Annotated in this window: 14 protein-coding genes; 8 read left to right on the top strand and 6 right to left on the bottom strand. The window is 69.9% G+C overall.

Annotation, left to right across the window (positions count from 1 at the left end; all coding sequences use genetic code 11):
- Positions 1 to 47 precede the first annotated feature (47 nt).
- The 3 genes from GGQ87_RS05630 (at position 48) to GGQ87_RS05620 (ending at position 2056) form a co-directional block, all read left to right on the top strand.
- Complete coding sequence (locus tag GGQ87_RS05630) at positions 48 to 284, top strand: hypothetical protein (protein WP_168045697.1); 237 nt, start codon at positions 48 to 50, stop codon at positions 282 to 284.
- Positions 285 to 340: 56 nt separating this feature from the next.
- Positions 341 to 1093 (top strand): DUF1223 domain-containing protein, encoded by a 753-nt coding sequence (locus GGQ87_RS05625; protein WP_168045696.1) that lies wholly within the window; start codon positions 341 to 343, stop codon positions 1091 to 1093.
- 93 nt (positions 1094 to 1186) lie between these two features.
- Positions 1187 to 2056, top strand: a complete 870-nt coding sequence (locus GGQ87_RS05620) for a hypothetical protein (RefSeq protein ID WP_168044689.1) — start codon at positions 1187 to 1189, stop codon at positions 2054 to 2056.
- 9 nt (positions 2057 to 2065) lie between these two features.
- Here the strand turns inward: GGQ87_RS05620 and GGQ87_RS05615 are convergent, their stop codons facing one another.
- On the bottom strand, positions 2066 to 3145 hold the full coding sequence (locus GGQ87_RS05615; RefSeq protein ID WP_168045695.1) for a phosphotransferase family protein: 1080 nt from the start codon (positions 3143 to 3145) through the stop codon (positions 2066 to 2068).
- Complete coding sequence (gene glpK / locus GGQ87_RS05610; protein ID WP_168045694.1) at positions 3142 to 4635, bottom strand: glycerol kinase GlpK; 1494 nt, start codon at positions 4633 to 4635, stop codon at positions 3142 to 3144. Before glpK ends, GGQ87_RS05615 begins: the two co-directional genes overlap by 4 nt.
- Before the next feature lie 44 nt (positions 4636 to 4679).
- Between glpK and GGQ87_RS05605 the strand changes: the two genes are divergently transcribed.
- Both GGQ87_RS05605 and GGQ87_RS05600 read left to right on the top strand, forming a co-directional pair.
- Positions 4680 to 5672 (top strand): threonine ammonia-lyase, encoded by a 993-nt coding sequence (locus tag GGQ87_RS05605; protein WP_168045693.1) that lies wholly within the window; start codon positions 4680 to 4682, stop codon positions 5670 to 5672.
- 12 nt (positions 5673 to 5684) lie between these two features.
- Positions 5685 to 6176: a MaoC family dehydratase gene (locus tag GGQ87_RS05600; protein WP_245161419.1), complete on the top strand. Its 492-nt coding sequence runs from the start codon at positions 5685 to 5687 to the stop codon at positions 6174 to 6176.
- On the opposite strand, the gene GGQ87_RS05595 is transcribed toward GGQ87_RS05600, so the two are convergent.
- From GGQ87_RS05595 to GGQ87_RS05585, 3 genes are read right to left on the bottom strand one after another with little or no spacing between them, the layout of a single operon-like run.
- Positions 6173 to 6343, bottom strand: coding sequence for a hypothetical protein (locus GGQ87_RS05595; RefSeq protein WP_168045692.1), 171 nt, complete (start codon positions 6341 to 6343; stop codon positions 6173 to 6175). The genes GGQ87_RS05600 and GGQ87_RS05595 overlap by 4 nt on opposite strands.
- A 31-nt stretch (positions 6344 to 6374) precedes the next feature.
- The gene (locus GGQ87_RS05590) at positions 6375 to 7310 is read right to left on the bottom strand and encodes a Gfo/Idh/MocA family protein (protein WP_168045691.1); all 936 of its coding nucleotides are present in this window, start codon (positions 7308 to 7310) and stop codon (positions 6375 to 6377) included.
- Positions 7311 to 7314: 4 nt separating this feature from the next.
- Positions 7315 to 8475 (bottom strand): DegT/DnrJ/EryC1/StrS family aminotransferase, encoded by a 1161-nt coding sequence (locus GGQ87_RS05585; RefSeq protein WP_168045690.1) that lies wholly within the window; start codon positions 8473 to 8475, stop codon positions 7315 to 7317.
- A 142-nt stretch (positions 8476 to 8617) separates the two neighbouring features.
- On the opposite strand from GGQ87_RS05585, the gene GGQ87_RS05580 reads away from it, so the two are divergent.
- From GGQ87_RS05580 to GGQ87_RS05570, 3 genes are read left to right on the top strand one after another with little or no spacing between them, the layout of a single operon-like run.
- Positions 8618 to 9130 carry a D-glycero-alpha-D-manno-heptose-1,7-bisphosphate 7-phosphatase gene (locus GGQ87_RS05580; RefSeq protein ID WP_168045689.1) on the top strand — a complete coding sequence of 171 codons (513 nt, stop codon included), beginning with the start codon at positions 8618 to 8620 and terminating at the stop codon, positions 9128 to 9130.
- A gap of 49 nt (positions 9131 to 9179) precedes the next feature.
- Positions 9180 to 10055: an alpha/beta fold hydrolase gene (locus GGQ87_RS05575; protein ID WP_168045688.1), complete on the top strand. Its 876-nt coding sequence runs from the start codon at positions 9180 to 9182 to the stop codon at positions 10053 to 10055.
- A complete protein-coding gene (locus GGQ87_RS05570; RefSeq protein ID WP_168045687.1) occupies positions 10055 to 10360 on the top strand; it encodes a hypothetical protein in 306 nt (101 codons plus the stop codon). The genes GGQ87_RS05575 and GGQ87_RS05570 overlap by 1 nt, the downstream gene beginning before the upstream one ends.
- On the opposite strand, the gene GGQ87_RS05565 is transcribed toward GGQ87_RS05570, so the two are convergent.
- Positions 10361 to 12418, bottom strand: coding sequence for an NAD(+) synthase (locus tag GGQ87_RS05565; RefSeq protein ID WP_168045686.1), 2058 nt, complete (start codon positions 12416 to 12418; stop codon positions 10361 to 10363).
- Positions 12419 to 12493 lie beyond the last annotated feature (75 nt).

The following is a 12493-nucleotide window of genomic DNA, read 5'->3' as shown; positions in this document are numbered from 1 at the left end:
AAAGGCGCGTTAACCCATTTCCGACGGATTTCATTAACCCTGTCGGCATGAGCGCGATTCGTCCTCCTGTCCCCTCGCCCCTGTTCCCGACCCAGACGCCGGGCGCACCGCTTTCGCCCGCCCGCGCCTCGCGATCCGACTTCTTCCGCGCCGCCCTCGACGGTGTCGCGGCCCCTGCCGAAGCGAAGGCGGCGCCGGTCGCACGCCCCGCGCCGCCAGCCGATTTCTTCCGCGCCGAAGACCGGCCGCAGCGCCCCGGATCCCTGCTCGACATCCGCGTCTGAGCCCTCACGGGAAAATGAGGCGCGCCTGCCCCGCCGCCGTGATTAAGGTGCGCGCCATGCGCACGAGGGGCTGGATCATCCCTGCGGCGGCCCTGCTGGCCGCGACCGTCGCGGCCGGGTCCAGCGCCCAGCCGGCCTCGTCCCGCGCCCCGCGTGGAGAGACCCCGCCCGAGCCCGTGGTCATCGAACTGTTCACCGCCCAGGGCTGCGCCGGATGCCTCGAGGCCAATGCCCGGGTTGAGGCGCTGGCCGGAGAACCGGGCGTCATCGCCCTGACCTACGCCGTCGACTACTGGGACTATCTGGGCTGGCAGGACACCTTCGCCCGGCCCGAGTTCGCCCAGCGCCAGCGCGCCTACCGCCGCCCGCTGAAACTGCGTTCCGTCGGCACGCCGCAGGTCGTCATCGACGGCCGCCGTCAGGTCGCCGGCGCGCAGGAAGCCGCGCTCAAGGCGGCCGTCGACGAAGAGGCCGCCCGCCGTGTCTTTCCGCCCGAGATCGAGTTCCGCGAGACCGGCGACCGCGTCGGCGTTGGCTCCGGCCGCGCCCCCGCCGGCGGGGCCGAGGTGGTGGCGGTGATCTATCGCCCCGGTCCGCAGACGGTGGAAATCCAGAGCGGCGACAACCGCGGCCAGACCGTGCGGCAGGTGAATGTGGTCCGCTCGGTGCGCAGCCTCGGCACATGGAGCGGCCGCTCGGCGCTCTACACCCTGCCCGCCGGAGTCGGCGCCAACGAGGCCGTCGCCGTGCTGGTTCAGGCCCGGACGGACCGGCGCATCCTCAACGGCGCCGTCCTGCCGCCACGCTGACGTCGTCAGCTTTCGTCACTGGCGAACCCCGCGGCCTCGCGCCGAGAGTGGGAGCTTGACCGCTCGTGGCCGGGCGGCGACACAGGTGACCGCATGAAACCGGCGCTCCGTCTCCTGACGACCCTTGGACTGGCTCTCGCCTTCACCGCCCCGACATCGGGCGCGGTGGCCCGCCAGACCGCGCCGCAGACAGCGCCCGCGCCCGCCGCCGAGACGCCCGAAGCCCGCGCCGTGTCGCAGATGGTCGTCGCCGCCGAACTCGCCGCCTGGGGCCGCGAACGCGGCGACGCCGAAGCCCTGCGGGTGGCCGCCCGCATGCTGGACGAGGTGCCGCTGCGCACCGGAAGCGGCGGCGATCCCGGCGTCGCCGCGGTGCTGACCGCCGCCGGTCTCCGGCAGGAGGCGGCCGAGCTGGACGGCGAACAGACGACGATCGACGAGGTCGTGATCACCGGCTCCCGGATCAATCGGGACGAGGCCAACCGTGCGACCGGGCGCGAGCCGCCCGTGATCCCCGTCGACCGCGATGACCTTCTGGCGCCTCCCGCTCCGGTCGTTGAGCCGCCTGCACAGGGTCAGCCCGCGCCGGCGCCGCCGCCTCCGCCGCCGCCTCCGCCGCCACCTCCTCCTCCGCCACCGCCACCGCCACCGATCATGGGTGTGCGCTCGTCGCCGTTCGGGGACGGGCCGGTGTCGACGGTCAAACGGCTCGGCTCACGCGAGAGCTGGAGCTTCGTCATCGACGCGCGCGGCGCCGAAATCCTGCGCGTGGCGGCCATCGGCGACGGCGATACGGACGTCGACCTCACCGTGCGCGACGCCTCTGGCAAGGTGCTGTGCTCGGACGGTCTCGGCGATCACTATCCGGTCTGCACCCTCGCCCCCGGCGCGCCCGCGCGGCTGAGGGTCGATGTGGTCAACCGCGGGGCGCTGTGGACCCGCGTTCAGGTGCTGACCAACTAGGCGCGGGTTTCAGGCTCCGGCCTTCTTCGCGAACGACAAGGCCCCCGCCGCCAGCATCGGCACCTGCGCCGCCATGGTCTTGGCATGGGCCGAGGCGGCGGTGCCGTCGCGCACCCGCCCGGCGATGCCCTGGCAGATGGCCGCCAGCCGGAACAGATTGTAGGCGAACAGCCAGTCGAGGTTCCGCGGCGCCGCCCCGGTCAGCCGCGCGTAGCGCTCGACCGTCTGCTCCACTGACGGAATGCCCAGAGCCTCGATGTCCGCCCCCGCCAGTCCGTTGCGCGCGCTCGCCGGAATGACCCAGGCGATCAGCAGGTAGGAGAAGTCGGCCATCGGATCGCCGAGCGTCGACAGCTCCCAGTCCAGCACCGCCCGCACCTCCGGCGCGTCGGGCGCGAGGATCAGATTGTCGAGGCGGAAGTCGCCGTGGACGATCCGCGTCGGCCCTTCCGGCGGCAGGGTCGCGGGCAGGAATTCGATCAGCCGGTCCATGGCCGGGATCGGCTCGATCTCCGACGCCCGGTACTGTTTGGTCCAGCGCCCGACCTGCCGCTCGAAATAGTTGCCCGGCCGGCCGTAGTCGCCGAGGCCGATGGCGGCCGGGTCGAAGGCGTGCAGCGCCGCCAGCGCATCGACCTGGGCGTCATAGATGGGGCGGCGCTGATCGGGCTGGAGCCCCGGCAGCTTGAGGTCCCACAGCACCCGGCCCTCCACCTTGTCCATGACGTAGAACATCGAGCCGATGACGCCATCATCGGTGCACAGGGCCCACGGCCGCGCCACCGGATAGCCCTGGGCGTGCAGGGCGGAGATGACGGTGAACTCGCGATCCACGGCATGGGCCGAGGCCAGCAGCGTGCCCGGCGGCTTGCGGCGCAGGACGTATGTGCGGCCCGGCGTGGCCAGCTCATAGGTCGGGTTGGACTGCCCGCCCTTGAACTGGCGGATGATCAGCGGGCCCGCATAGCCCTCGACATTCGCCGCCAGCCATCCGCCCAGCCGGGCCTCGTCCAGCGCATAGCGGGGATCGACCTCGCGGGTGCCGGAGAAGGTGGACTGGACATCGTCGGCGGGGTCGGTCTGGCTCATTGCGCGGCGATGATGGCGGCCTTGACCGCGCCGCGCCAGCCCTTGAGCAGCCGCTCACGCTCCTCCGCCCCCATGCGCGGCTCCCAGCGGGCGGGAGCCTCGACCGGATGGTCGTCCAGATCGCCCAGCAGGCCGACCCCGAGCGCCGCCAGCTTGGCCGCGCCGAGCGCCGTCATTTCCTGGAAGGCGGGCCGCTCGACCACGACCTCGCAGATGTCGGCGACGAACTGCATCGCGAAGGCGTTGGCGGTCACCCCGCCGTCGACCTTGAGCACCGACAGCTTCGGAGCGCCGTCCTTCGCCAGGGCGTCGAGCAGGTCACGCGTCTGGTAGGCCAGCGATTCCAGCGCCGCCCGCACCATCTGGGCCGGGCCGCTGTCGCGGGTCAGGCCGACGATAGTGCCGCGCGCCTCCGGCTCCCACCAAGGCGCGCCGAGGCCGGTGAAGCCGGGCACCAGATAGACGCCGCCGTTGTCCGTCAGCCCCTGCGCCATCGCCTCGGACTGGCGCGACTCGGTAATCACCTTGAGTCCGTCGCGCAGCCATTGGATCGCCGAGCCGGCCGAGAATATCGAACCCTCCAGCGCATAGGCGACCTGGCCGTCGGCGGCGTAGCCGAGGGTGCCGAGAAGCCGGCTGGTCGAGGCGACGGGCGCGGGACCGACATTGGCGACGAGGAAGGCGCCGGTGCCGTAGGTGATCTTGGCGTCGCCGGCCTTCAAGGCTCCATGTCCCACGAGCGCGGCCTGCTGATCGCCCGCCGAGCCGTGGATCGGCAGTGCCGCGCCGAGCACCGACGGCTCGCAGTCGCCCAAGTGATCCGCGCAGCCCCGGATCTCGGGTAGTCCCGCCACAGGGACATTGAACAGCGCCGCCAGATCAGGCCGCCACTGGCGCGTGGCAAGGTCCATCAGGGAGGTGCGGCTGGCGTTGGTGGCGTCGGTGACGTGGCTGGCTCCTCCCGTCAGTTTCCAAATCAGCCAGGTCTCTATGGTGCCGAGCTTGATCTCGCCCCGCTCCGCCCGCTCGCGCGCACCGGGCACGGCGTCGAGCAGCCAGGCGAATTTCGAGGCGGAGAAATAGGGGTCCAGGATCAGACCCGTCGCCGCCTGCACCATCGGCTCGTGACCGGCCGCCGCCAGCCGTCCGGTGGCGTCCGCCGTGCGCCGGTCCTGCCAGACGATGGCCTTATGCAGCGGCTCGCCGGTCGCCGCGTCCCAGATCACCGATGTCTCGCGCTGGTTGGTGATGCCGATGGCGGCGAACCGGCCGACGCCCCCGGCCTTGCGGATCACCTCGCGGCAGGTCTGAAGGGTCGCGCTCCAGATCTCCGCCGCATCGTGCTCGACCCAGCCGGGCCTGGGGAAATGCTGCGCCAGCTCGATCTGGCTGACGGCGACGGGCCGCAGCCCGCCCTCGGGCGCGCATTCGAAAGCGATGGCCCGCGTCGAGGTGGTGCCCTGGTCGATGGCGAGGATCAGTCGGTTCATGGGCCCACCTTACGCAGAGGCGACGCTTCGGGTTAAGTGCCGGGATGCACACCGCCTCCTTCGCCGGCGTTCAGGACGCCGCCCGTCAGATCGCCGACCATGCCGTGCGCACGCCGCTGATCGAAAGCCCCGCGCTAAACGCCCATGTCGGCGGCCGGGTCCTGCTCAAGGCCGAGAACCTGCAACTGGCGGGAGCCTTCAAGTTCCGCGGCGCCTACAACCGGATCAGCCGCCTGACCGACGATGAGAAGGCGCGCGGCGTCGTCGCCTATTCGTCCGGCAATCACGCCCAGGCCGTGGCGGCGGCGGCGCGGATGGTCGGGACCACCGCCATCATCGTCATGCCGGCCGACAGCCCGAAGGTGAAGGTCGAGGGCGTCATCGCGTTCGGCGGCGAGGTCCGCATGTACGACCGCTACACCGAGAGCCGCGAGGCCATCGGCGAGGAGATCGCCGCCTTGAAGGGCTCGGTGCTGGTGCGCCCGTTCGACGATCCCTTCGTCATCGAGGGCCAAGGCACGGTCGGCCTTGAGATCATGGATCAGGCGAAGGCGCTCGGCGCCGTTCCGCTGGACCAGCTGGTCTGCGGCGCTTCGGGCGGCGGGCTGATCGCGGGGATCAATCTGTCGATGGCGGCCCTGTCGCCGCACACGCCGGTGATCGGGGTGGAGCCGCGGCACTACAACGACACCCAGCTATCGCTCGCGGCGGGCGAGCGGCTGACCCATGCGGCCGCGCCGGGCACGATCTGCGACGCCCTGATGACCGACCGACCGGGCGAGCTGACCTTCCCGATCAACCGTAGACTCGACCGGATCGAGACCGTCTCCGACGCCGAGGTGGCCGAGGCGGTGCGCTACGCCTTCCGCGTCTTGAAACTGGTGGTCGAGCCGGGTGGCGCGGTGTCGCTGGCCGCCCTGCTGGCGGGCAGGATCGAGGCGAGGGGCAGGACCACCGCCGTCGTCCTGTCGGGCGGCAATGTCGATCCGTCCCTGTTCGCCGCCATCATCGAAGACCGCTTCACCCCCATCGCCTGAGGACCTCCGCCCATGAGCCAGACCATGAGCCGCACCGAACGCAAGGGCACGCCCACACCCGTCGCCGACCTGCCCGGCCTCGTTGGTCAGGAGATCGGCGTCAGCCGCTGGATCACCGTCGACCAGGCGCGGATCGACGCCTTCGCCGAGATCACCGAGGACCGCCAGTTCATCCACATCGACCCCGTGGCGGCGGCGCAGACGCCGTTCGGCGGCACGATCGCCCACGGCTTCCTGACGCTCAGCCTGCTGTCGGCCATGACCTATGACGCCGTGCCGCCGCTGGAAGGCGTGGTCATGGGCGTCAACTACGGCTTCGACAAACTCCGCTTCCTCGCCCCCGTGCCGGCCGGTTCGAACGTGCGTGGTCGATTCAAACTGCTCTCTGCGGAAGACAAGGGCGGCGGCCGCTGGCTGCTCAAGCACGAGGTCACCGTCGAGATAGACGGCGGCGAGAAACCGGCGCTGATCGCGGAATGGCTGGGAATGCAGGTGGTGGGCTAGCCGCCGCCTATGCCCTCGATCACTCGGCCGGAGCCCTCGCACGTCGGACACGGCCGGTCGCCGACCAGCCCCGTGCCGTTGCACCCCGGGCAGATGTTCTCGCCGGTCCCCGGCGCGCCGGGTTCAGCGTCGTCGCCGGGAGCGGGGGTGATGGGGACCTCGGTCATGCGCGGGAAACGCGCCGACCTCGGTGAGGGTTCACCCCTCCCCGAGACACCTCAACGCCACCTCGAGGTTCCGCAGCCCGTCCTCCCCGGTCACCGCCGGCGGCTCGCCGGTGCGGATGGCGTGGGCGAAGGCTTCCAGCTCCTTCTTGAGCGGCTCGTTGGGCCAGCTCATCACGCCGCGCGTGGAATAGCTGCCGTCGGGCTGCTGGCCGAAATATTCGGTGACCTGACGGGTCATCAGATCGGCGACCACGAACTTGCCTTCGGTCGCCACCTGAAGTGTGCGGACCTTGTAGGGGGTGACCCAGTTGGTGGTGATGTGGGCGATGGTCCCGTTCTCCAGCCTGAACTGGAGCAGGGCTGTGTCCTCGCGCTCGGCCTTGGTGCGGGCGAGCTGGGGCTGGACCTCGACAATCTCGCTGTCGGTCAGGTGGCGAATGATGTCGATGTCGTGGACGGCCAGATCGATGACCACCCCGACCTCGCCCATGCGCGGCGGGAAGGGGCCGACGCGGGTGATCTGGATCGAGATGACCTTCTCGCCCTGGATCGCGCGCTTGACGGCTTCGACCGCCGGATTGAACCGCTCGACCTGGCCGACCATCAGGACCCGGTCGCTGGCTTTCGCGGCATCGATCATCCGCTGGGCGTCGGCGACGGTGGCGGCGATCGGCTTTTCGACGAGGACGTGGACGCCCCTTTTCAGCAGGGCCACGCCGAGGTCCGCGTGGTGGCGGTTGGGCGTGGCCACGACCGCGGCGTCCAGACCGGCGGCGACGAAATCGTCCGCCGTGGTGAAGGCCTTCGCGTCGTAGAGGGAGGCCACACCCTCGGCCGTCGGCGCGTCCGGATCGAACACCGCCGTCAGGTCGAATTCGCGGATGTCCGACAGGACACGGGCGTGGTTGCGGCCCATGACGCCGACGCCGGCGACGCCGACCTTGAGCGGGGGAATCGAGTTGGGCATGCGGTCAGGCCTTGTAGCTGGCGACGGCGGCGATGATGCGATCCTGCGTCGCCTCGTCCAGATCCGAGTGCATCGGCAGGCTGATGACCCGGTCCTTCAGCCGTTCGGTGACGGGCAGGCCCTGCGGCCCGCGCGGATACATCTCATAGGCCGGCTGCAGGTGCAGCGGGATCGGATAGTAGACCGCCGTCGGCACCCCCTGCTCTTTCAGATGCGCCGCCAGACCGTCCCGGTCCTCGTGCTCGATGGTGTACTGGGCCCAGTTGGAGACATTGCCGGCCGGCACGTCCGGGACCGCCGCCACATGCGGGCGCAGGCCCTCGTTGTAGCGGGCGGCGATGCGGTTACGCCATTCGATCTCCTGACCGAAGACCTTCAGCTTCTCGATCAGCACCGCGGCCTGGATGGTGTCCAGCCGGCTGTTCAGGCCGATGCGCATGTTCAGATATTTGGGGTCGTGCTCGAAGGTGCGGTCCTTCAGGTCGATAGCCACCGCCTTGCCGTGCACGCGGATGGAATCGATCAGCTGCGCCAGTTCGTCGTCATTGGTCAGCACCGCCCCGCCGTCGCCGTAGCAGCCCAGCGGCTTGGCCGGGAAGAAGCTTGTGGTGGTGATGTCGGCCCATTTCAGCGGATGCTCCCCGCCGATGGTGCAGCCGAATCCCTGGGCCGAATCACAGATCAGTTTCAGCCCGTATTTGTCACAGATCGCCTTGATCGCCGGATAGTCGGCGGGCTGGCCGAACAGGTCGACGGCGATGACCACGCGCGGCTTCAGCCGGCCTTCCTTCAGCGTCGCCTCGATGGCCGCCTCCAGATGGCCGGGGTCCATGTTGTAGGTCTTCGCATCGACGTCGATGAACACCGGCTCGGCGTCGAACCACGGCACGATCTCGGCGGTGGCGGCGAAGGTGAAGCTGGGCACGAAGACCGCATCGCCCCGCCCGAGCCCCCAGGCCATCAGCGGCAGGGCCAGGGCGTCGGTGCCGTTGGCGCAGCCCAGGGCGTGCTTCGCCTTGCCGAAGGAGGCCAGATCGGCCTCGAACTGGCGCACCTGCGGACCCATCACCCAGGCGCCGCCGACGACGGCTTCCTGCACGGCCGCCTCGATGGCGCCGCCCAGCCGCAACCGCTGGGCCTGAAGGTCGATGAAGGGGATGGTCATGCCGGGAGTCTCCGAGCGCGCGGTCGAGGCCGCGCCGGGGTGGCGCTCCCTACCAAATCGTCCGCGGCCACGCCAAATCCGCGGAAGTCACTTCCCGTGACGGGTTGCAACGACCGCGTACGGCGCCGTATGCCCGGCCATCATGACATCCGGCGTTCCTGCCGTCTTCCTCGATCGCGACGGCGTGCTGATCGAGGATACCGGCTACCCCCATCTGGAAGCCCATCTGCGCCTCATGCCCGGCGCCGCCGAGGCCGTGCGCCGGCTGAACACGCTCGGCTTCCTGTGCGTGATCGTGACCAATCAGTCCGGCGTCGCCCGCGGCCTGTTCAGCGAAGAGCAGATGAAGGCCTTCAACGCCCTGATCGTGCGCCGGCTGGCGGCGAAGGGGGCGGTGATCGGCGCCGTCTACGCCTGCCCCTTCCACACCGAGGCGCGGGACGAGCGCTACCGCCACCCCGACCATCCGGACCGCAAGCCCAACCCCGGCATGATCCTGCGCGCCATCGCCGATCACCATATCGATCCGGCCCGCTCCTTCCTGATCGGCGACCAGGCCACGGACCTTGAGGCGGGCCGCCGCGCCGGCATTCCCGGCTTCCTGTTCGAGGGCGGCGACCTCAATGATTTCGTAAAAGACCTGCTGGGCCATTGAAGCAATTCGCCCGGCGGTGAATTACTCCGGCCAGAGACCGGAGCCCCGCATGACCCAGACCTTCGCCGAACGCCGCTGGACCAGCCCCGACGGCCTGTCGCTGTTCGCCCGCGACTACGCCGCCGCGCCGGGTCCCGCGAAGCTGCCGGTAATCGCCATCCACGGCCTGACCCGCAACTCGGCCGACTTCGGGGCCATCGCCCCCCTGATCGCCCAGAGCGGTCGCCGGGTGCTGGCCATCGACGTGCGCGGGCGGGGCCGGTCCGACCGCGCGCCCGATCCCATGACCTACCAGCCGCTCAACTATGCCCAGGACGTGCTGGCCCTGATGGATCAGGCGGGCATCGCCCGCGCCGTCTTCCTCGGCACCTCCATGGGTGGGCTGATCACCATGGCCCTGGCCGCCATCCGCTCGAAGGTCATCGCAGCCGCCATCGTCAACGACGTGGGGCCGGAGGTGGCCAAGGAGGGGCTGATGCGCATCGCCGCCTATTCCGGCCAGCCCGTCGACACCCCGTCATGGGCCGAGGCCGCCGCCTATGTGAAACAGCACAACGCCATTGCCTTCCCCCACTACACCGACGCGGACTGGGACGCGTTCGCGCGGCGGGTGTTCAGGATCGGAACCGAGGGCGCGCCGGTGCTCGACTACGACCCTGACATCGCCGTGCCGATCCGCGCCGCCGGAGCCAAGGCGCTGGTTCCCAACCTTTGGCCGATGTTCGGACGTCTGGCGAAGGCGCGGCCCGTGCTGCTGGTGCGAGGCGAGACCTCCGACCTGCTCAGCGAGTCGATCGCCGCCAAGATGCGCAAGCGCGCCCCGAAGATGGACTATGTCGAGGTCCCCGGCGTTGGCCACGCCCCCATGCTCGACGAGCCCGAAGCCAAGGCGGCGATCTTCCCGTTCCTGGGCGAGGTGGACTGATGCCGGGGCTCGGCGCGATCCTGTGGTCCGCGCTGGCTCTCAACGCTGTCGTGACGCTGGCCCTGCTTCTCTATCTCGACCTGCGGCTTCACGCCTTGAAGCAGAGCGGCGACCTGCCTGCATCGACCCCCCGGCTCTTCGGCTTGTCACGAGGCTTCTCAAGCGTCGGCCAGACGATCGACCTGCCGCTGCTCTACTCGCGCCGCTACCGGCTAACCGACAGACATACGCGGCTCTTCGTCCCTATCCTTCGGGTGACCTTGCCCCTGTTCCCGATCCTTCTGGTGCTCGCCGTCCTCGCCTGATCAGGCGTCCGGCACGTTCGCTTCCAGCTCGTCGAGCCAGACCCGGGCCGTGCTGTCGGACGGAGCCCGCCAGTCGCCGCGCGGCGATAGCGATCCGCCGGTGACCACCTTGGGCCCGTTCGGCAGGGCCGAGCGCTTGAACTGCGAGGTCTGGAAGAACCGCACCAGAAACTTCCGCAGCCAGTGTTTGATCGTGGCCAGATCGTATTCGATCTTCTCGGCGTCCGGCGTGCCCGCGGGCCAGAAGCCCACCCCAGCATCCTTCCACGCCTGATGCGCCAGATAGGCCACCTTCGACGGCTTCAGGCCGAAGCGGGTGACGTAGAACAGGAAGAAGTCGTTCAGCGCATAGGGGCCGACCGTCCCCTCGGTCGACTGGATCTTGCCGTCTTTGGCCGGCACCAGTTCGGGCGAGATTTCGGTGCCGAGGATGCCGCGCAGGATCGGAACAACGTCCTCGCCGACCACCGCGCGGTCGGCGACCCAGCGGATCAGGTGCCGCATCAGCGTCTTCGCCACCCCGCCGTTGACGCTGTAGTGGCTCATGTGGTCGCCGACGCCATAGGTGGCCCAGCCCAGCGCCAGTTCCGACAGGTCGCCGGTGCCCAGCACGAAGGCCCCGTTCTGGTTGGCCAGCCGGAACAGATAGTCGGTCCGCAAGCCCGCCTGCACGTTCTCGAAGGTGATGTCGTAGACGGCCTCGCCCCTGGCATAGGGGTGGCCGATGCCCTGCAGCAGGGCCTCGGCGGCGGGCCGGATGTCGATCTCCGCCCCCGTGATCCCCAGCGCCTTCATCAGCGCCCAGGCGTTCGACTTCGTCCCCTCGGACGTCGCGAACCCGGGCATGGTGTAGCCGAGGATGCCGGTGCGCGGCAGGCCCAGCCGGTCGAAGGCGCGGCAGGCCACCAGCAGGGCATGGGTCGAATCCAGCCCGCCCGAGACGCCGATGACGATCCGCTCGCCATTGGTCGCTTTCAGCCGCCGCATCAGCCCCTGCACCTGGATGTTGAACGCCTCGTAGCAGTCCTGATCCAGCCGCTTCTCGTCGTCCGGCACGAAGGGGAAGCGGTCGAGGGGGCGGATCAGGTCGCCGGCCGCCGGCGTCTCGCGCGCATCGAACAGGACCCGTTCAAACAGATAGCCGTCCAGCTCGTCGCGGGCGCAGTCGGCGAAGGTGCCGTTGCGCAGCCGGTCCAGACCGATCCGCTCGACGTCGATGTCGGCCACGGTCAGATGGCTTTCCAGCGCGAACCGCTCGCCGTCGGCCAGACGCGCGCCCAGCTCGTGGATGGTCGCCTGTCCATCCCAGGCCAGATCGGTGGTGCTCTCGCCCCAGCCCGAGGCGGCGAAGACATAGGCGGCCATGGCCCGCGCCGACTGGCTGGCGCAGAGCAACGCCCGCTCGTCGGCCTTGCCGATGACGATGTTGGACGCCGACAGGTTCAGCAGGATGCGCGCGCCCGACAGCGCCTGACGCGTCGACGGCGGCAGGGGCGCCCAGTAGTCCTCGCAGATCTCCACGCCGAACACGAAGCCCGGCCGGTTCGGCGCCTCGAACACCAGATCGACCCCGAACGGTGCCTCCTCGCCGGCCACGGTCAGGTCGCCGTCCCGGCTCGATACGTCCCCGCCCGCCGAGAACCAGCGCTTCTCGTAATACTCGCGGTAGTTCGGCAGATAGGTCTTGGGCAGAACGCCGAGAATGCGGCCGTTCCCCAGCACCACGGCGCAGTTATAGAGCCGGTCCTCGCGGCGCAGCGGCGCACCGATCACCGCCACGACGCCCGTCTCCGCCGTCACCGGCGCCAGCCGTCCGATCTGCCGCTCCACCTCGTCCAGCAGCGCGCCCTGCATCACCAGATCGTCGATGGCGTAGGCGCTCAGGCTCAGTTCGGGGAAGACCAGCAGGTCCACCCCCTGCTCCCCCGCCTGCCGGATCAGGGCGATGTGCTCGTCGGCGTTTGCGACAGGATCGGCCGTGTGCACCACCGGCGTCGCCGCCGCGACGCGGACGAAGCCGTGGGTGGTGGGGGAGTGGAACGGGTGCGTGTCGGCCATCAGTCTTTCCGCTCATCCCCGCGAAGGCAGGGATCCAGTACTGTCCAGCGCCAGGCGGCTGGACACCGCCTTATG

The sequence above is a fragment of the Brevundimonas alba genome (genome assembly GCF_011927945.1).
Lineage (GTDB): Bacteria > Pseudomonadota > Alphaproteobacteria > Caulobacterales > Caulobacteraceae > Brevundimonas > Brevundimonas alba.
The sequence above is the reverse complement of the archived record's forward strand: the minus strand, read 5'-3'. Positions and strand labels throughout refer to the sequence as shown.